This is a genomic window from Niallia circulans (genome assembly GCF_007273535.1).
GTDB lineage: Bacteria > Bacillota > Bacilli > Bacillales > Cytobacillaceae > Niallia > Niallia circulans_B.
Genome location: NZ_RIBP01000001.1, coordinates 752921 through 775764, shown reverse-complemented (window position 1 = coordinate 775764; position 22844 = coordinate 752921). Strand labels below are relative to the sequence as shown.

The 22844-nt window shown below is 30.7% G+C and carries 23 protein-coding genes; 20 read left to right on the top strand and 3 right to left on the bottom strand.

Annotated features, from left to right (window positions below; translation table 11 throughout):
• Positions 1-80: 80 nt before the first annotated feature.
• The 5 genes from CEQ21_RS04695 (at position 81) to CEQ21_RS04675 (ending at position 6100) form a co-directional block, all read left to right on the top strand.
• Complete coding sequence (locus tag CEQ21_RS04695) at positions 81-689, top strand: hypothetical protein (protein WP_185763478.1); 609 nt, start codon at positions 81-83, stop codon at positions 687-689.
• Between the two features lie 63 nt (positions 690-752).
• A complete protein-coding gene (locus CEQ21_RS04690) occupies positions 753-1466 on the top strand; it encodes a lipoprotein YvcA (protein ID WP_235907166.1) in 714 nt (237 codons plus the stop codon).
• A 418-nt stretch (positions 1467-1884) separates the two neighbouring features.
• Positions 1885-2040, top strand: a complete 156-nt coding sequence (locus CEQ21_RS04685) for a hypothetical protein (protein WP_185763477.1) — start codon at positions 1885-1887, stop codon at positions 2038-2040.
• A 21-nt stretch (positions 2041-2061) separates the two neighbouring features.
• Positions 2062-4764 (top strand): McrB family protein, encoded by a 2703-nt coding sequence (locus CEQ21_RS27085; RefSeq protein WP_235907165.1) that lies wholly within the window; start codon positions 2062-2064, stop codon positions 4762-4764.
• A 13-nt stretch (positions 4765-4777) separates the two neighbouring features.
• Positions 4778-6100, top strand: coding sequence for an McrC family protein (locus CEQ21_RS04675; RefSeq protein ID WP_185763476.1), 1323 nt, complete (start codon positions 4778-4780; stop codon positions 6098-6100).
• A 317-nt stretch (positions 6101-6417) separates the two neighbouring features.
• On the opposite strand, the gene CEQ21_RS04670 is transcribed toward CEQ21_RS04675, so the two are convergent.
• A complete protein-coding gene (locus tag CEQ21_RS04670) occupies positions 6418-7137 on the bottom strand; it encodes a LytR/AlgR family response regulator transcription factor (protein WP_185763475.1) in 720 nt (239 codons plus the stop codon).
• A gap of 264 nt (positions 7138-7401) precedes the next feature.
• Positions 7402-8658 (bottom strand): sensor histidine kinase, encoded by a 1257-nt coding sequence (locus CEQ21_RS04665; protein WP_185763474.1) that lies wholly within the window; start codon positions 8656-8658, stop codon positions 7402-7404.
• Positions 8659-9219: 561 nt separating this feature from the next.
• Between CEQ21_RS04665 and CEQ21_RS04660 the strand changes: the two genes are divergently transcribed.
• The 13 genes from CEQ21_RS04660 (at position 9220) to CEQ21_RS04630 (ending at position 18012) form a co-directional block, all read left to right on the top strand.
• Positions 9220-9549 carry a PadR family transcriptional regulator gene (locus tag CEQ21_RS04660; RefSeq protein ID WP_150909061.1) on the top strand — a complete coding sequence of 110 codons (330 nt, stop codon included), beginning with the start codon at positions 9220-9222 and terminating at the stop codon, positions 9547-9549.
• Positions 9527-10102: an HAAS signaling domain-containing protein gene (locus tag CEQ21_RS04655; protein WP_150909062.1), complete on the top strand. Its 576-nt coding sequence runs from the start codon at positions 9527-9529 to the stop codon at positions 10100-10102. Before CEQ21_RS04660 ends, CEQ21_RS04655 begins: the two co-directional genes overlap by 23 nt.
• Positions 10102-10710, top strand: coding sequence for an NDxxF motif lipoprotein (locus CEQ21_RS04650; protein ID WP_185763473.1), 609 nt, complete (start codon positions 10102-10104; stop codon positions 10708-10710). The genes CEQ21_RS04655 and CEQ21_RS04650 overlap by 1 nt, the downstream gene beginning before the upstream one ends.
• A gap of 939 nt (positions 10711-11649) precedes the next feature.
• A complete protein-coding gene (locus CEQ21_RS04645) occupies positions 11650-12318 on the top strand; it encodes a trypsin-like serine peptidase (protein ID WP_127742800.1) in 669 nt (222 codons plus the stop codon).
• Between the two features lie 29 nt (positions 12319-12347).
• Positions 12348-12485: a class III lanthipeptide gene (locus tag CEQ21_RS04640; RefSeq protein WP_164849810.1), complete on the top strand. Its 138-nt coding sequence runs from the start codon at positions 12348-12350 to the stop codon at positions 12483-12485.
• A gap of 59 nt (positions 12486-12544) precedes the next feature.
• Entirely contained in the window at positions 12545-15145 is a 2601-nt protein-coding gene (gene lanKC / locus CEQ21_RS04635; RefSeq protein ID WP_185763472.1) for a class III lanthionine synthetase LanKC, read from the top strand.
• A gap of 121 nt (positions 15146-15266) precedes the next feature.
• Complete coding sequence (locus tag CEQ21_RS26980) at positions 15267-15386, top strand: class III lanthipeptide (RefSeq protein WP_191965117.1); 120 nt, start codon at positions 15267-15269, stop codon at positions 15384-15386.
• Between the two features lie 83 nt (positions 15387-15469).
• Positions 15470-15589 carry a class III lanthipeptide gene (locus tag CEQ21_RS26975; RefSeq protein WP_191965118.1) on the top strand — a complete coding sequence of 40 codons (120 nt, stop codon included), beginning with the start codon at positions 15470-15472 and terminating at the stop codon, positions 15587-15589.
• A gap of 39 nt (positions 15590-15628) precedes the next feature.
• Positions 15629-15748, top strand: a complete 120-nt coding sequence (locus CEQ21_RS26970; protein ID WP_213087327.1) for a class III lanthipeptide — start codon at positions 15629-15631, stop codon at positions 15746-15748.
• A 38-nt stretch (positions 15749-15786) separates the two neighbouring features.
• Positions 15787-15906, top strand: coding sequence for a class III lanthipeptide (locus CEQ21_RS26965; protein ID WP_191965118.1), 120 nt, complete (start codon positions 15787-15789; stop codon positions 15904-15906).
• A 38-nt stretch (positions 15907-15944) separates the two neighbouring features.
• A complete protein-coding gene (locus tag CEQ21_RS26960) occupies positions 15945-16064 on the top strand; it encodes a class III lanthipeptide (RefSeq protein WP_191965118.1) in 120 nt (39 codons plus the stop codon).
• A 38-nt stretch (positions 16065-16102) separates the two neighbouring features.
• Positions 16103-16222, top strand: coding sequence for a class III lanthipeptide (locus CEQ21_RS26955; RefSeq protein WP_191965118.1), 120 nt, complete (start codon positions 16103-16105; stop codon positions 16220-16222).
• Between the two features lie 83 nt (positions 16223-16305).
• Positions 16306-18012, top strand: a complete 1707-nt coding sequence (locus CEQ21_RS04630; RefSeq protein WP_185763471.1) for an ABC transporter ATP-binding protein — start codon at positions 16306-16308, stop codon at positions 18010-18012.
• A 328-nt stretch (positions 18013-18340) separates the two neighbouring features.
• On the opposite strand, the gene CEQ21_RS04625 is transcribed toward CEQ21_RS04630, so the two are convergent.
• Positions 18341-18934: a hypothetical protein gene (locus tag CEQ21_RS04625; protein ID WP_185763470.1), complete on the bottom strand. Its 594-nt coding sequence runs from the start codon at positions 18932-18934 to the stop codon at positions 18341-18343.
• Between the two features lie 395 nt (positions 18935-19329).
• Between CEQ21_RS04625 and CEQ21_RS04620 the strand changes: the two genes are divergently transcribed.
• Entirely contained in the window at positions 19330-20802 is a 1473-nt protein-coding gene (locus tag CEQ21_RS04620; protein ID WP_235907163.1) for an HNH endonuclease, read from the top strand.
• Entirely contained in the window at positions 20795-22555 is a 1761-nt protein-coding gene (locus tag CEQ21_RS04615; protein ID WP_185763468.1) for a DNA/RNA helicase domain-containing protein, read from the top strand. Before CEQ21_RS04620 ends, CEQ21_RS04615 begins: the two co-directional genes overlap by 8 nt.
• The last annotated feature ends 289 nt before the right edge of the window (positions 22556-22844 follow it).

Sequence of the window (22844 nt, the reverse complement as noted above, 5' to 3'; positions counted from 1 at the left end):
GTACAGTATGTTTTAACAGTTTTACATTAGGAACACGTTATCCACATAAAAATGGGTAAACGGTACAAGGAGTATAGTATATGGGGTTTAGTAATATATATAATCTAATACAAACAGAGTTTAAAGTGATTCAATGGGAAAAAGATAGTATTTGTGTTGCACCGAAAAGGGGAGAAAGCTATCCTGAAACTACTATTAAACTAACCTTTAATAAAGTAAGTAATCAGTACGATCTATATGAAAAAATTAGAGGGCAGGAATACAAAGTAGATGCATTTTCAGATGAATACAAGTCTGTATTAGCATTATATATCTTTTCGAAAAGTAAATTTGAAGTAAGAAAATATGATGCAAACGTTCAAGCGGAGATTGAGGGAGAAGACTCATTAAATGATGTGCAAAGGATTCTTAAAACCCATTTAGATGAAAAGTATTATTCTTTTTTAGAACTAAAGCCAGATAGAGTAATATTAGAAAAAGGTACAAATGATAGATATAATGTTTTATTCTTAGGGAAAAATGACTCTAAGATTTATATAGATAAATCTAGAAAATTGAATAGTGCTGCGGTTGTTCTATATAATTTTTCTATTAAATTAAGCCAATTTTATGATCTTATTGATGTTATTGATGTGAAAACAGATTCTGATTTTCTAGAAACTTTGAAGGAATTATATCTTTTTGGTTGAAGTTTACAGATTTATTGGAGTAATCCAATTTCTAAAGAGGTTATTTATACCTGGAGGTTTTTGATGAATAATGCACTGGTTATATTATCAACTCTTGCAGTTTTATTAGGGGGTTGCGGAGTGAATAAAGAGGAAGCTAACCAAACACAAGCAAGAGAAGAACAGAAAGCTCCGAAGGAAATGGATACAAAGGACTTGCCACAGGTAACAGCCTTCCAAGATGAAGCAACAAGAGCATACATGGCATCAACCGAAGAAGTGGAGCCTGGATACTATTTACTAGAATCTAAATCTAAGAAAATCAGAATGTTATTTCCAGAAGAAGGAAAGTATTCAGATTTATTATCTAGTTATAGCAAAAACGAAGAAAACATTGGTTTTGATGAATATGAAAAAGAGGCAAATACTTTGATGAATGGTCAAATTACCTATTACCAAGGACAAAGTTTTCTACAGAAAACCGATACAATGCTTGAAATCATCAGTGGAAAAAATAAATACTCAGAAGAATATCAGAATGAAAATACGGATAATACAGAAATATCTATAGGGTATAAAAAAAGTAATTTTGATAATTTGGACAGAAAAAATAATTACTCCTATAGATACTTCGGCTTTGTTAAACCAAATCAAAGCTTAGATGAGGGAGTGGAATATACCTTTATCTTTACATGTAAGGACAATAATCAATCCTGTTCTTTAGATGAAAAAAATGCAAGAGATAAAGTGAAAAAGATGATATCTTCCGTTCAATTTATCAGTAATAAAGAGGAATAGAAAAAAGTATAATGTGGATGTTTTTGCAAGTGAAAAGGTTAACTGCGATTAATCTGATGATTTTAATATTACCAATCCATCAGAATTAGAAAAGGTGAAGTGAAAATTCGATGCAGAGGTTAAACGTATTTACATGGAAGAGACACACCAGGAACTTCTGAAGTACATAGAAATATACTCCTCCATTGAACTGGTCAAGCAAAACAAAGACTTAGATTTCTATAGATTATGAGGGGTGTACCAACCAAGGTACACCCCTCATTTATATTAAAACGATAAAAAACGACATATTACGACAAGTGAAGTTATGATAGTGTATTAAAATGTAATTATTAATCAAAATTACCTAATCCAAAAGGTATATTTTTATTACTAATCGATTCATTTAACAGATAAAAACCAACTGGCGGAGGCAAATATGGCAAGTCCGATTACTATTCTCAAAAATGAGGAACAATTATATAAAGCATCTAATATCCAAGATGCTGCTAGATTTATGGCAAACCATTTAAATATTAGTAAATTTAAATTATATGATCCAATTGAACGGGGTTATGTTTATAACATTCCTTAATATATAGAGGAAGATGAGTATGTGTTTTTTGCCCCTGAAGCTGTGGCAGCAAAAAGACGTGTGGAAATGGAAGAAAGAGGACTTAAAAATGCACGTCGTGTTTGGTTAATACCTGCGAACCCTAATGATTATGATTTAGAACTTGCTTTCCAACGTTTTGACACTATTGATTGGAGACGTTCGTATAACTACGAAAATGGTGATTTATTATTTATATATATTTCTGGACATATAAAACAAGTACGTTATAAAGCGGAAGTTGTACAAGGTTACATAGACTTAAGTGATAATACATATAATGAGCAATTTTGGGCAGATAAAGAGAAATTTGAGCAGGCAAAGGAATGGGATTGGACCCGCATACGATTATTAGATGAGGTTGATACGCCTCAATTGTCATTGGAGCAATTGAGGAATCATGGCCTAAAAAGTAATATTCAAGGATCGATAAAGCTAACTGGAGAATTGCGTGATTATATTATGAACACGTTCGAAGAAGGAAAACTAAACACAGGAGAAGTTAAAGAGAAATTAGCTGAAGAAGGAATTAGTGCAAAAATGAATGTTGATGTTCCTACTGCAATCTGGCTTGCTACTGCTACGCTAGCTTTCGAGGCTTATCACCTTTCTACTAATCCTTCAGTAGAAACGATGTATTTTAAACAGAAGGAAATACAAAATAGAGCACAAGAATATTGTGGTGAAAATGTCGAGAACGCTAGAATTTCACAATGGTATAATGCTGATCACGATAACCATACTTATAATTTTCTTCGTCAAGGAGAAGATGCAACTAGAAGGCTTTCTTATCCCGGAGAATTTAACGGAATAAAAGAAAAGCCTGAATTGGATGAAGAAAATTATATTCAAACTACACTTGGTGTTAAAGCTATCGGAGATATAAAACGGTTTATTGAATCAGAGTACACAGCATTACTTGCGACGGAGGACACTAATAATCTTATGAACAATATCGAATGTATTTCAATTTTAGATTATTTAGAAGCTTATGGAGGACAAGCGTATGAAAGTCCTGAAAGAGTGGATGAATCTAAAAGACAACACTATTTAGATATTAAGGCTGCAGGGAGCTCAGCGGTAAAAGAATTAGATAAAATGGCTGAATTATGCGCAGGTAGATTCGGTTTAATAAAATCCAGACCTTCAAAATGGTTAACTGGTGGGAACAATAAAGTTAGAAATTATCTCTGGATGCAGCTGAAGCTAGCCAGCTATGAGAGCTCTCCAACAAGCTTATCATTATTTGCTGAAATAGTTAACGGTCAAGTTAGGTTTAAGTTTTCAGTTGAATTGAATGAGACAAAGATTACCAAAGAGGATTATCATAATCATCACCGTTTTTTAAATAGAGACAAATCGACTGCGACAGATAAATTGATTTACATTTTAGGTGGTAATCAAAAAGAAGATGAAATGCGAGACCTTAGTGATTCAACTCTAGAGGCTAGACAACGAGTAGAGGACGGGAAGTATAAAAAAATACAATTGGCTCGATTGATTACTAAGTATGATATTGAAAGCATATATCATGATAATGCTGGTATTATAAATGGAATGTTTAAATCGATAGATGCATTAATGCCATTTTATAAATTATCTGTAGGTGAAAACAATGCTGGACCGCTAGAAAGTTTTAGTGATAATTATGGGGACAACAAATCTATGAAGTACACCAATAAAAATATGATTTTATATGGGCCTCCTGGGACAGGAAAGACATACAATACTGTCACGTACGCTGTTTCTATTATAGAAAACCAATCTCTAGAAAATATTCAAGATGAAGATTATGCGTCTGTATTTGAGAGATATAACCGATATAAAGATCAAGGTCGAATTGCATTTACTACTTTCCATCAATCTTATGGCTATGAAGAATTTATTGAAGGAATAAAGCCAGTAATTAGCAAGCAAGTGGAAGATGAAAAGACAGATATTCAATATGAATATGCTTCGGGTATCTTTAAAAGATTCTGTGAGAAAGCCAATAACACAATAAATCAGAGTGAAAAAAATGGCCAGAACAATAACAAACCGTATGTGTTTATTATTGACGAAATCAACAGAGGAAATATCTCCAAAATTTTCGGGGAATTGATAACATTAATTGAACCAACTAAAAGACTTGGTGAGGAAGAGGCAACAACTGTAATTCTTCCTTATACAGGAGATGAATTCGGTGTCCCAAACAACATATACATTTTGGGAACCATGAATACCGCTGATAGTTCGATTGCCCTGATGGATACTGCCTTAAGAAGAAGATTTCAGTTTATTGAAATGATGCCAGATGAGAACGTCTTAACCAAATTAAACATTCAGGAAATAGAAGGCATTAACATACAAAAAATGCTAAAAACAATTAATGAACGAATTGAGTATTTATATGATCGTGAGCATACGATTGGTCATGCCTATTTTACATCTCTAGCAAATGACCCGACAATAGATAAGCTTGCTGAAATATTTTTAAATGCAATCATTCCATTGCTTCAAGAATATTTCTATGAGGATTACAGCAAAATTCAACTTGTTCTGGGGGATAATGCAAAGGTGGATGCTAGTATTAAATTTATTTTGGATACTGACATTAAAGTGCGAGAAGTTTTTAAAGGGAACCCGGATATCGATTTACCTGAGAAGAAGTATTCTATTCAAACAGATGCTTTTTACAAGGATGAAAGCTACAAACTAATCTATTAAAGTGGTGAAAAACATGGACAAGCTGTTGGAGGTTCGTGAGTATGAGTCCATTACTTGCAATGAGGATTATCGTAACGATCCTCAATACAAATATTTGAATAAAGAAATTTTCACTGAGCTTGAAAACTTTATCCTAACCTTTAATGAGAATCAATCCGGTGACGCTTTAGACTTTTTGAAAATAGGTGTACGACGGAATGTTGGTAAGGTTATTCAAGCAAAGAACTTTGTTGGGCTTATACAAATGAAAAACGGGTTTCAAGTTCAAATCCTTCCAAAAGTAACTGCTAGTGAAATGGAGGATACAAAGACAGCCTTCCTACGAATGCTGCGCAGCATGAAGGATTTTCCAAGCAAAGTATTTAATGATGCAAGTTTAAAAATGGATCGTATGAACCTATATGAAATTTTTATTAATATGTATATCCAGGAATTGCGTAACCTAATGAAAAGAGGGTTGCGCTCTGCCTATATACCCATAGAAGATAACTTAAACTTTTTTAAAGGAAAACTGATTGTTCAAGAGCAAATAAAGAATAACTATGCTCATAAAGAGCGTTTTTTTGTACGATACGATGAATTTGAGGTAAATCGACCTGAGAACAGATTAATTAAATCGACATTGTTGAAATTACAGAAGCTATCAAGTAGTTCAGCTAATATAAAAGAAATAAGAAAACTACTTACAGCATTCGAAATGGTCAAACCCTCTACAAATTTCACAAAAGATTTTTCACGTGTTGTAATAGACCGAAATACAAAGGATTACGAAATCCTAATGAGCTGGTCGAGGGTTTTTCTACTGAATCAAAGCTTTACCACTTTTTCTGGTAACACAACAGCACGAGCATTACTGTTTCCAATGGAAAAGGTTTTCGAATCATATGTAGTACAACATTTAAAACGAGTTTTAGCAGACCTACCATGGGAAGTATTAACCCAAGATAAAGGGCATTATTTATTTAATCACCCAAAACAATTTGCTTTACGACCAGACATTGTTATCACAAGAGAGGATCAGAGCACGATTATCCTTGATACGAAGTGGAAGTCCCTAACCAATCAACCACGCCAAAATTATGGAATTTCACAGGCAGACATGTATCAAATGTATGCCTACTCTAAAAAATATCAAACACCAGAAATTTGGCTGCTTTATCCTATGAATGAAGAGATGAAGGATGCTGAAATAAGCTTTGAGTCCTTTTATCAGGATTTTGGTTTAGAGACTAAGATTCGATTGTTTTTTGTGGATGTTACTAATATTGAGGAGAGTCTTGGAGAATTGCGTGGCAAGTTAATTCAAGGAATAGCAGTTAAGGAGCAAATGACCTGATGGTATGGTTATTTGCTTTTGATCTGTTGAAAGTACTACTATACTTATACAAAAAAATATAAATAATCAAATTTAATTGTAGAAATAATAGCAATGGACTACAGTCATTTCTATTCTCCTGTAAGCTTCCAAAAAAACACAAAAAACTTCCTATAAAAATCACTAAAACTAAATAAAAATCTCGTCTCAAGACTGTTAGTCTTGAGAATGAGATTTTAAATCGCGGTGCCACTCCATTTTATTAGTATGTCGGCACAGTATCCACTTTTTGTGAATAGTCATGTGAATATAACTATATAATTGAAATGAAGGAGTATTTAAAAATTAAACTGCTTCATTACGGCATCTTTTAGTTCTTTTATACGGTGTTTACTTACTGGTATGGTAGTACTAGAATCATATAGAACTATATTAAATGAATTCATAAATTCATCTTTTTGAATTTTTTTTACTTTATTTAAGCTAACTAGATAGGATTTATGAATACGATAAAAACCATGTTTTAATAATTTCATTTCATGTGCTTCCAGTTTCTCATTACTTTCTATTCTTTCTCCGTTTGCAAGGTGGATCGTTGTTTTATTTAAGGTTTTACTAATAAATAGAATGTCATCTTTCTTAATTAACGAGAATCCTGTTGATGTCTTAACCCCAATTCGAAGATTATTTTGGCCGCCTGAATAATTGATCCTGCTTAATGTCTGAAACAATCTGAATACGTCTACTGGTTTAACAATATAATCTAATGGATAAAAATCATAGGCTTCTAAAGCAAACGATTTGTGATTACTAATAAAAATGATTTTAATGTTTCCATAATACTGATTAATATGTTCTGCTAATTTGAATCCTGACTGTGATGCAATTTCTATATCTAATAATGCAATATCTACGTTATTTTCACTCAAAAAAAGGGGGAGTAAATCACCATTTGTACAGGTGTATACCAAATTATAAGGAGAATCTTTAAAAATGTCCTTATATACATCCAATTGAATAGGATCATCATCTATGGCTAAAATGTTTAATTTGGTCATCTTAAATTGTCCCTCTTTCATTTTTCTTTACTTGGAAGGATAGATACATACATAAGAAATACTGTGATAAGTTACTTTTAATTTAATTTGAAAGTCGAAAATAAATTCATCAAAAAAATAATATATATCTATCTTTCTTTGAATATTAGTTTAGTTTTCATTAGTCTATCAGGCAATAGTCAATAATTATTAATTAGAATTGCTTCTTGGTTAAGTAAGTATACTGATTGTGCGGTTGAAATAAAACATGCTGCTATTTTTTATTTACTTTTCTGTGGGTATTATGACAAACATACTTAATGTTCGATTATTTAATTCTGGATATAAGTAACCGTTGTACTGTTCTAAGGTCATCATAATATTGTTTAGACCAAGACCATTTTTATCCTTCTCCTTGGTAGTAAAGCCATCCTGAAATATGTTCATTAAATCAAATGAATCTTGATTAATTTCATTTATAACCTCTACCACTAAATGTTGATCTTTAGAGAATTTAATTGTTATCTCTTTGTAGTTTGTTTTTATTAATCTGACAGATTCAAATGCATTAGTAATTAAGTTACCTATAATGTTATTAAATTCATAAACTTGCATAGGGATTCCTTCGAATGTATCCTCTACAATAATTTTAAAATGAACTCCATCCTTTTTAAATATTTGTTTGTATTGAATAAGTAAACCGGCTGTCGAAATATAATGTAATGGAAGTGTTTCGGAAGTGGTTTGAAACTCTTCTGTAAGTTCACCAAGGTACGTTTTTAATTCATCTATTCTATTCAGATGGACTAGTGAATTAATTGTGTTAACCTGAAATATAAAATCGTGCCTTTGGGCTTGAATACCTCTTAAGTAAAACTTTGCGCTTTTTTCTTGTTCATTTACCATTATTTTTTCTGTTTCTACTGTCTTTTGAAAAATTATGTACCTTGTAAGATAAATAAAGGCAATAATGGAAGTGAGTATTAAATAAACGGAGGAAATGGTTACTCCATCTTGAATGATTTCAACGACAATTAGCAAGGATAAAACAACAAATACTGGAGAAGTCCACCAAAGTTTTGAGTTATTAGCAAAATAAACGTCATGGTTAGGAATAAGACTCAACTTTAATGACTTCATGAATAAAAACAATAAAGATAAAAGTAAAGCGTTAATTAATGCAGTGATAAAGCGTATTTGATTATACGATAATGACTCCACATAAAGTAAATTCAAAATAATAATACCCACATATTCCACAATAAGCAGAAGGATCACACTTAAAAGCAGTGATAATAATGAAAAAGTAAACTTTACATTATAAAATTTTGTACAAAGAAAAGCTAAAATCATAACTGCTATAGATAACTTTAATAAGGGGTTTCCTAGTGATAGTGCTAAAAGTATAGCTGTACCAAAACTTATTAACAAAAAATAAATTAATCCCTTTTTTTTAAAATGCAATTTATTCAATAGCTGTAGTGTTAATAAAAGAAATGGTATTGTTGCAAAAAGGGCTCCAATAAAATCGATGAAAATCATGGTTCTTTTCTCCTGTTATTATGATTTGACAAGATGAAATAAGTATTAATGCAATATTACTATATTGCAGATAATAACTGATAATCTATAGAGAATAATAATTTTTTATTAAAACGACACCTGTTACATGTTAAAAATGTCCTTTTAGATAATTTATTATCCCTTTAACAATTTTTGGATATTAAATTATTGTAATTACTTTATAATAAAATAATTCAAATATAAGGTAGGTGGATTTTTTAAAAAAATAACGAAATATGTAATCAGTAAATAAAATTATGGGAGGACTTCTGTAATATTGAAATCTTATCTGTATACCAAATAACAATGTAACATCACAATTAAAATAAATCAATTTTTTACATTAGAGAGATTATTTACCAAAGCAATAAAGTTAATTTAACGAAAATTATAAATCAAACTTCAAAGTTAAAAAAATTATACTACATCATGAATTTTTTTCCTCACAACATTAAGATTTATTATGACTTGGTACAGTGTTTGAAACAGTACCGAATAATACACTGTAGTATAGACCAAATAAAAACGCTGGTGATAATAATGAATGCTCAGTTTAAAAAAGGTGTACTTGAATTAATAGTTTTATTAATAGTAAACAAAGAGGATGAATATGGATATTCACTAGTAAAAAAGATATCTAATAAGATAATTATTTCAGAAGGTACTGTTTATCCAATATTAAGAAGGTTAGTAAAGGAAAAACATCTAACGACATATAATAAGGAATCTAACGAAGGACCATTCAGAAAATATTACAGAATTACAAAGAATGGGATAAGTCAACTTGAAACTTTAAAATATGAATGGAAAGAATTTTTCCTAATAATTAACTGTTTTATTGAGGAGAATGATAAGCTTGAACAAAAATGAATTTTTAAAATTACTTAAGAATAGTTTGAAGTTTATGTCTGAACAAGAAAAAGTTGACATAGTAAGTGAATATAATATGCATTTTGAAGAGGGAAGGCTTGAAGAAAAAAGTGATAAGGAAATAGCGGAAGAATTAGGGCAACCAGAAGAAATTGCTAAAGAATTAAATGCTGTTTATGCAGTTAATAGAGTTGAAGAAAATCGTAGCATTAAAAGTTTATTTACAGCAATGTTGTCAATTATGGGTTTAAGCATAATGAATTTTGTATTCATTATAGTAGGTTTTTTTGTGATGCTAATACTATTACCATTTTTTCTAGCTTATATCATTGGTGTTCCTGTAATGATTTTATCACCAATAATATTAGTAATAATGGGATTTATTAATGGGTTTAGTACAATTGGGGTTGGCGAAATACTTGAATCTTTAAAAGGGCTTATTTTCGGGGCTATTTTAGCATTCGCAGGTTATCTTTTAGGGAAATTATTGCTAAAAATATTGATTAAATACTTGAGATGGAATATGTCAATTGCGAGGGAGAAGAAATTATAATGAGACGGATTTCATATTTTTTCTTAGTTTTATTAATATTAAATGGATGTTCACAGAAAGAAAATATAGAAGACACTGAAGATGAAATTCTTTCTACTCAGGATGTAGAAATTCCTAGAACTATTTTTACCTCTGAAAAACGAAATGAGAAAATAGATGAAGAAGAATCAAAATTAAGCATAAAAACATATCTAGATAGCTATGAAGAGTTAACTAATGCTAGTACACCATTTTTAGATATTCTCTATGATGGAGAGGATAGTTTAAATGAAAATGAATTAGAGAAGTTTGATAAAATCACCAAACTTACTAAAGAAAATGATGAGAATTTTTCTAGCTTTATGTTAAAAAATACCTTACCTGAAGAATATCAAGCAGAGACTAAGAGAATTAGTCGATACATTACAGCTTCAAATGAAATTCTTTATGGACTAGATGAAACGCTTAGTAATATTACAGATGATCTAAATGAGGGGAAAATTCCTAAGATAAATATAGGGGCGATAAAAAGTAATACTAAAGTAGTGAATGGAAGAGAACAGAAAAAGATTGAGGACTTCCTAGATAAAAAAGGTATTAAAACAAAAGCATTTGGAAGAGAAATATAAATAATAACTAGATAAAAGAATTTTTTAAGGAATATAGCTTTAACATAGGTTTTTGAAATATATATACAGTTAATTTCATTAAATGACTTAGTGGGCATAAGACGGGTACTCACCGATTTTATGCCTTTTTAGTTTTTCATTATACATAAAGATAATAGAACTTTGTTTATAGTTGTTCAGAACCCACTGAAGTGCATAAAAGTATAAATCTATTTCTAAACTTAAATCTCACAGAGGCTATAAAAAAAACATAGCTTTCTCTCATCTTCTAATATGAAAAAAATGGAAATAAAGCTGTTTTTAAGCTCACTTTAGAGATGATAAATTGCCAATTGGATAGACCAGATTATGAAATTTTATTTCTACATGATTTCTTCTATTTGCCCTTCAAATCCTCTAAGGCCTGCTGCATGAGGACAACTTACATTAAATTCCCCAGTCGAAAACCTTTCTTTTATTTGTAAGCTGCCAGGTAAACCATATTAAGTGCAATCTAGATTAATTATAGGTCCTTTTCCACTTAATAGTATCTTAATACTGAAAGTGATTACGTCATAAACTTACTTATTAAAAGAAAGTTTGATTTGATAGATTTTTAAGATAATCCATACCTGGGTTCAAATTACTTTAACATACATTCATTTCGATTTTTTATAAAAAAGTAAAAAGATACCATGCTGAACAAACAAATAATAATTTCCACTGTCCTTTAGTGGGAAGCATAAAAGCATGTGTAGGGAGTTCATTGTATTGAGGAACTTATAAACCCTTTATATACACTGACCTTCTTTCTCTAGTAGATGTTTATTTGCTGCCCACAAAAACATAGTATTGTGCAATGAATTCTATTATACATAAGATACTACTTTATAAACAAAATATTGAACCTTCTTTAATTTGGTAGTATTTTGGTAATATACCAATTAAAGGAATGTGGAAATGAATACAAATAATGAAAATAAAGCATGTAATACTGGATTACTAAAAATAAAACAAAATAAAAATAAATTTATAAGTAATGCCTCACTAATAAAAGGTATGAATAATCCATTGGTTTGTACTGCAGCACATTGTGTCTTTGATTGGTATAAGCAATTAAATGCAAATGAAGTAACCTTTATAACTAATGATAATAAAGAATATGAGATTGAAGAAATCTACATTAGTAGTGAATGGGTTAATAATGGAGTAGTAGATTATGATACTGCTTTTATGACATTGAGAGAACCCACATTAAAAACGGATTATATGGCAAAACCGATTTTTAATAATGTTTCAAAGAACCAAAAGGTTCTAATTCCTTACATTATAAAAAATTTATTTGGAAAGAAAAAAGTACAAATGGTAGAAAACATTAGTTTTGAAGATCATATACACAATTCATCTCTATTAGGTTTAGAAGGCAAATTAGAAGTGGGAAGCTCGGGGAGTCCTTGGTTAATTAAAAAGGAAAATGAGTACTTTCAATTTTCTAACACTAGTTTATCGTTTAATAGTGTTCAGAATATTGTTTGGGGACCCTATTGGGGTGAACAAATAGAAAACTTATTTTTACAAGCAAATAAACAAGATAGTAACTTAGATAATATAAAAACATTCAAACTATAAATTTTAATCATCGAAGGGAGGTGTTATAAATGTCTAGAGCAGATGTTTTATCATTACAAAGTTTAAAAAACTATAAAAAAAGTGATGAACCGATTGGTTCAAATGTTAGTGTGAATTGTAAGAAACACAGTAGTTTAAGTATTTTCTTTTGTGTTAGTCCTAGATAATTATTATAAATTAAGCACAAATTAATTAGGTTAATTTGTGCTTAAATCGAGGTGTTCATATGGATCACAGATATATAAAGTACATAAATAAAGGTTATTACTATAATGTTGCAAGTGAAGTCGATCAAGGATTATTTAAATTAGAAAGTTTACCAGATAATTATGCATTAATTGCTGGTGAACATTGGACAAATGTATTGGCGAAAAATGGAGAACAATTGCCCTACCAGGGTTGGAAAATTCATATTAGTACGACTATGAAAGAAGCACAAAAGACTTTAAATATTGTCTCTAAACTAATGATAGAAAGAGATATTTCATTTAAATACGTTAAAAGTAATACAGAGCTATTGCTGAAAGATTCGAAGTATGGAGATAGAGGTTCGTCAGGGAAGTTTATAACTATATATCCTAAGAATACTGATCAATTTATTGAATTATTAAGTTTGCTAGAGAAGCATTTATCCCAATTAAAACCAGGGCCCTATATTCTAAATGATAAAAGATGGTATCATTCTAATGTTTATTTCAGATATGGAGCTTTTATACCTAGAACTACATGGATAGATGGGAAAAAAGTCGATGCAATTGAAAATTTACAAGGCGAACTTATAGAAGATAAAAGGGTTCCTTATTATTATCTTCCTGACTTTGTAGAAGAACCACTAGAAATTATTAAGATGGATAAAGTACTAGATCAGTCCGATACTACCTCTCCCCTAGATGCTTATGATATAAAAGAAGCTTTGCATTTTAGTAATGGAGGCGGAGTTTATATCTGTGAAAATAAAAGTAATATGAAGGTTATTCTAAAAGAAGGAAGACCTCATGCTGCAGTAGATGCACAAGGAAAAGATGCATTTTCTAGGATAGAGAATGAAAGTGCGACACTAGATAAATTAGAAAAGACAAAATACCCTGTTAAAAAGATAAGTTCCTTTTGTGCTTGGGAACATTATTTTATAGAAGAGGAGTATATAGAAGGTGATTCACTGTCAGAGTGGATTGTTAAGAACTATCCTTTTAGCAGTACTCAAAAAAATGAGTCGTATACTAGCTCGTGTATAAATATTATCAATCAACTTATTGAGGCGATAGAAGAAATACATATAAATAATGTGGGAATGGGTGACTTACAACCTGCAAATGTCATCATAACTCCAAATGAACAAGTTCGATTAATAGATTTTGAAACAGCTAGTACTACAAATGATTCTCTTTCTGGATTAATGACTCCTGGTTTCATAGGAAATCAAGAAATGAATAAAGAACAAAGTGATTGGTTTGCGTTATTAAGGATAGCAAAACAATTATTTTTACCAATTGGTAACGTGCAAGATATATCTTGGAATATGGAGGCTATTCATAGTAGTTGGATTGAAGTTGAATTTGGAATAAAAGCAAAAGAAATTATAGAAAAGGTAGAATCTATATGCAAATTTCATCAATCAAGGCCAATGGATGAGTTACTGAGTACAAATGGTTTTCTAAAACAAGAGTTTAATTTATCAGATTTGAAAACTAAACTACGAAATGCAATCATTAAAGACATAAAAAATGAAGATAGACTATTACCAGGAGACATTAGGCAATTTGAAATGGAATCAGGAATGACGAATGTTTTGACTGGTGGTTTTGGTATTGCAATGGCATTACATAGAACAGGTGGGATAGATCAAAAAGTAAAGGATTGGCTTGATAAACAAGATATTAAAGACCTTGTTCAATTAGAAGATGGTTTATTTACCGGTAAGGTGGGAGTAGCAACAGTTTTATGGGAACTTGGGTATGTTGAAAAGGCAAAATCTCTATTCGATTCTGTGAACAATTTTGAACAAATGGAAGATGTATCCATTGTTTCAGGATTAAGTGGAATCGGTTTAGCATACTTAGGATTTAGTTATGAAGTAGACGATCATAAGTACCTAGATAATTGTCTTCATATCGGAGAGCTATTAGCAGAAAAACTCGACTCTAATGTACCGATCATAACTTTTGATTATGATGTTGTTGATAAAGGAATCATGACCAGTTGGTCGGGTGTATCATTGTATTTTACTGCACTGTATAAAAAAACAAGAGATGAGAAATGGTTATTATTATCAGAACAAGCATTAGAAAAGGAGCTAAAATTAGGTTTATTTGATAGTGATGGTTTATATCAGATTGATGATGACTATAGGATATTACCGTATCTTGCTAGCGGTGGAAGTGGCTTAGCTATCCCTATTGTAGAATTCGAACTAACTTCAGAAAAGCAGAAATGGAAGAAAGAAATTGATGGTATTAGTAAAATACCAAAAAGTAAATGTTTTTTTAATGCAGGATTATTTCAGGGTACTACTGGAATTTTAGCTATTGCAAATCTATTAGAATTATATACTCAAGAAAATAATTTGGTAAAATATGCCTTATTCACACTTAATTTACACTTATTAGAGAAAGATGACTGTATATTTGTTCCTGGTGATTCATGCTTTAGACTTTCGGGTGATATTATGTCGGGTTCTTCAGGTTTATTGTTAACAGTACATGATATTTTAGAAAACAGAAACTATTCATGGTTACCTTTACTCAATTTAGATAAGCTATTTAATTCTTCAAACTTTAATGGGGAATTGTCTAATAAAAGGCCTGAGTTATCCATCTTAGGTGGGTAGGTTAATTTTAAAAATGTAAAATTTAACTATATTAGTTAAATTTAGGATTTAAATAATTTATATATTTATAGATTTAATTGTTGTAAGACTAAGACAATGGTTTTTTAGGAGGTGATGAAAAATGAAAAATGTTCTCGGATTGCAAAAATTGGATAAGAGAGAACGAAAAGAGAACCCATTAAAATCAAGCGTAAGTCTTGGTTGTTCTCCTTCCAGTAATACTAGCTGGTTCTTTTGTTAATTGTTTAATCCTTAATTAGTATTACAAACTGATTTTCCATTTAAAAAGAACTAAATAAAAACCATAGAAAGAAGGTATTAAGAATGAATAAAGTATTATCTTTACAAAAAGAAACTATATCAAAAGATGTGCAATTAAAAGCGAAATCATCTGGAAGTATTGTATGTAAAAAAAGCAGCAATGCAAGCTGGTTTTTCTGTTAAGAGAATTCAAAAAAATACATTTGAAAGAGGGAATTATAAATGAATAAAGTACTATCATTACAAAAAGAAACTGTATCAAAAGATGTGCAATTAAAAGCAAAATCGTCTGGAAGCATTGTATGTAAAAAAAGCAGCAATGCAAGCTGGTTTTTCTGTTAAGAGAATTCAAAAAAAACATTTGAAAGAGGGAATTATAAATGAATAAGGTACTATCATTACAAAAAGAAACTATATCAAAAGATGTGCAATTAAAAGCGAAATCGTCTGGAAGCATTGTATGTAAAAAAAGCAGCAATGCAAGCTGGTTTTTCTGTTAAGAGAATTCAAAAAAAACATTTGAAAGAGGGAATTATAAATGAATAAAGTACTATCATTACAAAAAGAAACTATATCAAAAGATGTGCAATTAAAAGCGAAATCATCTGGAAGTATTGTATGTAAAAAAAGCAGCAATGCAAGCTGGTTTTTCTGCTAAGAGAATTCAAAAAATACATTAGAAAGAGGGAATTAAAAATGAATAAAGTACTATCTCTACAAAAAGAAACTATATCAAAAGATGTGCAATTAAAAGCAAAATCGTCTGGAAGCATTGTATGTAAAAAGAGTAGTAATGCAAGCTGGTTTTTCTGTTAAGAAAACTAAATGATTATTTCTGTAAAAGACAATAAGGTTTGATTTATCAAACTTTATTGTCTTAATTTAATGAGGTGAATCTATTGAATGCATATAATGTGCTTTTACTAGCAATTAATGATAAAAAGAAAAAAATACTCCTAATTACAATAATATTCGTATCAATTCTATTTACAGTTGCCGCTCTAGTATTTCCACTTTTTGTGAAAGACACTATTGAAAAATTTTCAGTTAATGATTTAAGCTTTTGGATGGTTGGAAGTTTGGTCTTATTCTTAATAATAAAGTCCATAATTGAAGCAATAAATCAGTACATAATATCTAAATTTGGTAATATGGTAATCCGTGATTTGCAAAAAGATACATACAATAAGATTATCTATTTTAAGGTTGATTTTTTTGATGATTACCATAGCGGAGAGTTGTCTAGTAGGATAGTTAATGATACAGAAATTATTAAGGATTTAATAACGCACCACATCCCAAAACTAGTTACGGGAGTAATTATGATACTAGGTGCATTAGTATTAACAATCATATTGGATTGGAAACTTACAATTGTTATCCTAATGATTGCTCCATTTATATTTGGTATCATATTCCCGCTTATGAGAAAGGTGGAGAATACTGGGGATAGACAACAGAAAGAAATATCTGTTTTTATTTCAAAAACTCAAGAGACTTTTAAAAATATTAAAATGGTAAAAGCTTCTACGGCAGAAAAACATGAAAGATCTTTAATGTATAAGTGTATTAATAGACTATACTCTGCTAACTTATATGAAAGTAAAATTTTCGCACTGGTTGCTCCTTTAGTGAACTTTTTACTTATCCTAGGTTTATTAATAGTGGTTGGTTATGGAGCTTATAGAATATCAGTTGGTACTTTATCTATTAGTACATTAATTGCATTTGTCATTTATGCCTTTCAAATGATGACCCCAATGAGTTCAATTAGTGGGTTTATAGGAGAATATCATAAAGCGAATGGAGCTATTAAGAGCTTGAATAACATATTGAGTAATAATGAAGTTGAATATACTGGTAATACAAAATTTGGCTTTCAAGAAGAATTAGCTTTTAACCAAGTTAATTTTGGATACAAGAATAATCAAATTCTAAGTGATATTAATTTTACCATAAAACGAGGAGAATCTTTAACTATTGTTGGTCCCTCAGGATCTGGAAAAACAACTATAATTAACCTATTGGAGAAGTTTTACCATCCCTCAGGTGGAAATATAACAATTGACAATATCAATATCAATCAATTGGATACTTATGAACTTCGAAAAAACATCGGTATAGTAAGTCAAGGTTCCACTTTAATTAGCGGTACCATTTTAGATAATCTACTTTATGGACTTGAAGGAGAGAATGTGGAAAATTCTAAAATAAGACAGGCTTTAAAATATGCTAATTTAGAAGAATTTGTTAATAGACAAAAAAACCACCTAAATACACACATAGGGGAGAGCGGTGACAAATTATCAGGAGGAGAAAAGCAAAGATTGAATATAGCTAGGCTATTTTTAAAAAATCCGGATATAATTTTGTTAGACGAACCTACATCTAATTTAGATATAGAATCTAGAAATTTAGTGTTAGATTCAATAAAGGAACTTACAAAAGACAAGACAGTAATTAAAGTAACTCATAATTTGGAAGAAGTTAAACCAGGTGACAATATATTATTTATTGAAGATGGAAAAATTGTTGGCAAAGGCTCACATGAAAGAGTTAGTGAAGTTAATCAAAGGTATAAACAATTTATATCTTCAGCTATGTAATTGTAGCTAACGGTTATAAATTTTGACAGTAAGTAGTTCAGTAAGATATAAGTTAGGAAATTCCATATTATAATATTATACGGAACTCTGAATCGTGAGTTCCGTCTTTTGGTTAAATAAGAAGTAATTATTTATCTAGTAAAAAGGATCTTATCCAAGAGCCTAATTTTATTACTGATCGATAAAAGGAGAATTCTGTTGAAAATGTAAATTTAAAAAATTGAAAGTTATTTTTAAGAAGGTAATCGAAAAAAAAAAGAGTATTGATAGATTTTATGAAATAGCTAAATAAAAAGGGCTATTTAAAAATTCATTTAAACTGAGGTAATTATATTGAAAAAAATAATAAAACCAGCAAGTTACAAGCAACCTGCTGGAAGGGTACAATTACATCTAATGATTCTATAATATGTTCTTTTAAGTATTTTACCAATTCCTTAGTGCCTGTATATCCTAAATTTTGATAATCTAAAAATTCAGCGACAATGACAGTTGTATTAGACCCAACCTTTTCCTTTGATACATAAATAGTTTTGTTACTAGCTTCTAATACCAATCTTTTAAATTTAATTTCCGGCCAGATATTTTGAAATAATATTAATTTGGATTGTACATCGCCAAAGGATAATAAAATCGGAATTTTAAATTTACTCAATATATTTTTAAAAAGGTCTATTTGTTTTAATACCCATCCATTGTATTGGTTATCAGATTGCCCTTTAAATTGAAACGCTTGTAAGTATTCTTTTACGTTAATATTCTTATAAGGAAATTGGTTGTCTCTTTCATTTCGTCTTGGTAGTGGGCGCCAGTCAAATAGTGCACTTTTTAAACCGACTTTATTTGAATATAGACCACCATTCGAAATGAACTTCCTTACATTTTCAAGTTTAGCTATATCACCTTTTTTGAACCAATACATCTTGAATAATATTAATTTTTACTTTCAGTACATAACCATTCGTGAGAATGGTTTTTTTATTCCTCTTAAATGGTTTTTAATTGGAATTATTCTATAATTGTAATACTTCAAATACATCATTTTTGAATATAAGTTAATAAATTCTTTAAAAGGGACACTATATAATTTAATAGAGAAGCAAAACTTTTACTAAGTGCAAATACTTCTATATACCTTGAAGGAACGAAATCGACATATTCCGACATAAATTTTTGTTTTCTTGTATTAAAATAAAATAATAATCTTAAATACCTATTTTAATTGTATCAATTGTATGAATCAAGTAACGTGTTTTAAAAAAGAGCATGGTTGTTAATGGCTTTAATAGAGAAAATTCAGTTGTCAGAGGTGCACCAGTGAATATAGTAGATGCAATAAAATATGTAGTGGAGGAAGTAGAGGATCCTGCACTAGAACATCCAGATTTAGAGGATTCTTTTAAGAGCAAAGTAAAACGCACTAAAATTTTAGTGAATAGAATGAAAAAAATCGGTGATTTAAATAGATACTTGAAGAGGTTCGAAATTGTTCCACCTGTTGGAGATCCAAAAAGAGAACTATATGATCGACTTAAGGGATTGAACCTTAAAACATATGAAGACCTTTACCCAGAGTTTGTACAAAAGTTTGCGAATTACATTGACGATGTTACAGTGCTTGATGACTTTGTGATTGGGAGTGAATATACGTCATGGGATATTTCAATATTTTCACGAACCTATGATACACAATCAGGTATTTATCTTATTGGGGATGAACCAAATTATCAAGCAATTTTTGTTAAAGCTACCTTTGCGGAAGGTAAATACCCCAATGAATGGATTGAAAGCAATAACGTCCTAAAATACTATATGTATAGTCTGAAGAGTGTTTTCAAAAAGGAATATAAGTATAATGCAGCGATTATAAATTCAGTAAGAACTAATACTCCGATTTATGTTTTCCAGAAAGATGATACAAGATTAACATTAAAAGGGATTTATAGGTATGAAAGTGACCACAGTAATCCTGAGGATGAGTCAAGATGGTTTATTCTTCACAAAGTTAATACTATAGACACGAAAAAATTAATGACTATAGAAGAATTTAACAATGAATTAGGAAAGAAAGTAGATAATTCAAAGAGAGAGACGCGTGAACAACGAAGAAATCGCTTAAGAAATGCTGAAAAAATACCTGGAAAATCAGTAGTTACTTTAACACAGTTTAAACGAAATCCAGATGTTATTGCAGAGGTCTTAACTCGTGCAAACGGTGTTTGTGATAAATGCCGTAAGCCAGCAACCTTCATCAGAGCAAGTGACCTGTCACCATATTTAGAGGTGCACCACAAGATATCTCTTGCAGAAGGTGGAGAGGATACAGTCGCAAATGCGGTTGCGCTATGTCCGAATTGTCACCGTGAATTTCACCATGCTGCTAAGGTTACTACAGTAGTAGTTGGAATACTAATAAATCAAGGAGAAATATTATTAGAAAGCTGTGCTGATGAAAAGTGGAAGCTTCCAGGCGGGAGTTTAAAAACAAATGATACACCTGAAAGAGCATTACGTCGTGAATTAAAAGAAGCTTTCGGTATGAGATTAAAGCTGGGTAAATATTTTGGTGAAGGTATTTATAAGGAAGGTTCCGAGATTTACAGAGTTATGGCCTATAATATTAAAAATATAAATGAAGACTTCAACTACAAAGAGCTACAATTTATAAACCTAAGTATGTTGACTATAGTAGATTTTTTGCCATTACAAAGCCCAATCGTTAATCAACTTTTGGATAGAAACACTGTTGGCAGTTTAATTACAGGTAGAAAAGGAAGAAACCATGAATAACTTCGGATGGAAAGGCAGCTTAGTAGATTTTATTGAAGCTGACAGAGATGAAATTGTTAATAGTCTTTGTATGCATATATATAACCAAACCTTAAAAGAAGCAAAACAAAATCCTAATGAGGAGAGTACCATTTCTCAAATTAAATCCTGGTTTGATTGTATCGCTTACTTGAAGGAGGAAATACCTTATTTTAAGCATATGCCTGGGTTTTTAATTTTTGAATATGAAATATTAAGAAGCGGTCGACGCCGTCCTGATGTATTGTTATTTTTACCTGGAGAAGTATTAGTGCTTGAATTTAAAAGATATTCTAATGTGAATGACCCAGAATATGCACAAACATCATTCTATATTCGTGACATACAGCAGTACCATTCAGCTGTGCAAGAGTTTGCATTAAAGGTCCGGGGAGCTCTTGTTGTAACAACTGATGATAAAGAATTTCAACAAATTCCTGATTATCAAATATATCAATTAGGAAAAAAAGGGCTACGTGAATTAATTAATAGAGTTGGAAAGCATATTACAGCTAACTCCCTGATTTCAGCAGAGCAATTTTTAGAGGGGACGTATCAGCCTTTACCGACGATTATTGAATCTGCCCGAGCAATTATGAGGGATGAGCCTCTCCCACAAATAAAAACATTGAAAAGTAGTAATTTTAATACAGTAGTTGCAGAAGTGAAATCAATTATAGAAATGGCTCAACAAAATCAAACGCATCACCTAGTGCTAGTTTCCGGTGTCCCAGGTGCAGGTAAAACCTTTGTCGGCTTAACCTTAGCTCATGAAATAGACAAAGCGGTTTATTTAAGTGGAAACGGCCCACTTGTTGATGTCCTACAAGACAGTCTAAAAAATAAGACATTTGTACAGGCTCTATTTGGATATAAAACAGATTACCTCAAGTATAACCGTGTACCAGATGAACATGTCCTCATCTTTGATGAGGCACAACGAGCTTGGGATGCTAAGCGGATGAAGATCAATAAAAGCGAACCAGATGTAATGATAGAGATTGCTAAACAAAAGACTTGGTCAGTTGTTGTAGGTTTAATAGGCGAAGGTCAAGAGATCCACATTGGAGAGGAAGGTGGCATTGGCCTATGGAATGAAGCAATCAAAGATAAAAGCTTTCATGTACACGCAAAGCACCATCAACAGGTCTTTTCATACGCTTATTCATATCATGAGAATCAACAGTTACACTTGAATACTTCCCTTAGAACACACAATGCATTAATGTATTTCGAATGGGTAGAGGCATTTATTAATAATGATCGAGAAAAGTGCAAAATACTAGAAGAAAAACTAAGAAAAGAACGATTCACGTTAAAGATTGTAGATAATTTACAAGAGGCAAAAGAATATGTGCAAAAAGTATATGAAGGAACAGATAAAACATATGGCATTGTAGCCTCTTCAAGCATTAAATATCCAAAAGGTGTAAAACTAGTACCAACTTCTGCTCGATATGTGATACCAAAAGCGCATGTACAATATTTTAATTATCCAGAGTCTGAATATTATTGCAAAAGGTTAGATTATGCAGCAACAGAGTTTCAAGTTCAAGGACTTGAACTGGATATGGCCATAGTGTGTTGGGGAAATGATTTAAGCTGGGAAAACGGGAAGTGGAAGGCTGAATATTTACGAAAGGGTGCTGAAGATCCTGAGCAGCTGAAGCTTAATGTATATAGAGTGTTGCTTACTAGGGGGAGAGATGGGGTTATTATTTGTCGAAACTTTTAAGAAAATAATCTTATTATTTTTTTAAAATAGATAAGTTGATTGATATAGTAATTAATACTTTAAGGAAAACTATTCACTATTTAGACGCAATACAATTTTTAGCTTCTCAATTTAGAAATAGGGAACAGACAAGCTCTGAGTTTAACAATATGGTATCAATCAATTCATTAAACTTAAGAGATTGCCTAGAAAGGATAAAGCCGTACTTATATAGTGCGGTTTTTTTATATTTATTTATTCTCAGATATAAAATTTATATCTTAAAAACGTATTTCAATCAATTTGTAAA

Coding starts and splice junctions, on each gene's coding strand:
- lanKC (WP_185763472.1), top strand. CDS start 12,545: ATGGATCACAGATATATAAAGTACATAAATAAAGGTTATTACTATAAT.
- CEQ21_RS04660 (WP_150909061.1), top strand. CDS start 9,220: ATGAATGCTCAGTTTAAAAAAGGTGTACTTGAATTAATAGTTTTATTA.
- CEQ21_RS04615 (WP_185763468.1), top strand. CDS start 20,795: ATGAATAACTTCGGATGGAAAGGCAGCTTAGTAGATTTTATTGAAGCT.
- CEQ21_RS04690 (WP_235907166.1), top strand. CDS start 753: ATGAATAATGCACTGGTTATATTATCAACTCTTGCAGTTTTATTAGGG.
- CEQ21_RS04695 (WP_185763478.1), top strand. CDS start 81: ATGGGGTTTAGTAATATATATAATCTAATACAAACAGAGTTTAAAGTG.
- CEQ21_RS04670 (WP_185763475.1), bottom strand. CDS start 7,137: ATGACCAAATTAAACATTTTAGCCATAGATGATGATCCTATTCAATTG.
- CEQ21_RS26960 (WP_191965118.1), top strand. CDS start 15,945: ATGAATAAAGTACTATCATTACAAAAAGAAACTATATCAAAAGATGTG.
- CEQ21_RS04665 (WP_185763474.1), bottom strand. CDS start 8,658: ATGATTTTCATCGATTTTATTGGAGCCCTTTTTGCAACAATACCATTT.
- CEQ21_RS04640 (WP_164849810.1), top strand. CDS start 12,348: ATGTCTAGAGCAGATGTTTTATCATTACAAAGTTTAAAAAACTATAAA.
- CEQ21_RS26970 (WP_213087327.1), top strand. CDS start 15,629: ATGAATAAAGTACTATCATTACAAAAAGAAACTGTATCAAAAGATGTG.
- CEQ21_RS04625 (WP_185763470.1), bottom strand. CDS start 18,934: ATGTATTGGTTCAAAAAAGGTGATATAGCTAAACTTGAAAATGTAAGG.
- CEQ21_RS04650 (WP_185763473.1), top strand. CDS start 10,102: ATGAGACGGATTTCATATTTTTTCTTAGTTTTATTAATATTAAATGGA.
- CEQ21_RS26980 (WP_191965117.1), top strand. CDS start 15,267: ATGAAAAATGTTCTCGGATTGCAAAAATTGGATAAGAGAGAACGAAAA.
- CEQ21_RS26955 (WP_191965118.1), top strand. CDS start 16,103: ATGAATAAAGTACTATCTCTACAAAAAGAAACTATATCAAAAGATGTG.
- CEQ21_RS04685 (WP_185763477.1), top strand. CDS start 1,885: ATGGCAAGTCCGATTACTATTCTCAAAAATGAGGAACAATTATATAAA.
- CEQ21_RS26975 (WP_191965118.1), top strand. CDS start 15,470: ATGAATAAAGTATTATCTTTACAAAAAGAAACTATATCAAAAGATGTG.
- CEQ21_RS04645 (WP_127742800.1), top strand. CDS start 11,650: ATGAATACAAATAATGAAAATAAAGCATGTAATACTGGATTACTAAAA.
- CEQ21_RS04655 (WP_150909062.1), top strand. CDS start 9,527: ATGATAAGCTTGAACAAAAATGAATTTTTAAAATTACTTAAGAATAGT.
- CEQ21_RS26965 (WP_191965118.1), top strand. CDS start 15,787: ATGAATAAGGTACTATCATTACAAAAAGAAACTATATCAAAAGATGTG.
- CEQ21_RS04675 (WP_185763476.1), top strand. CDS start 4,778: ATGGACAAGCTGTTGGAGGTTCGTGAGTATGAGTCCATTACTTGCAAT.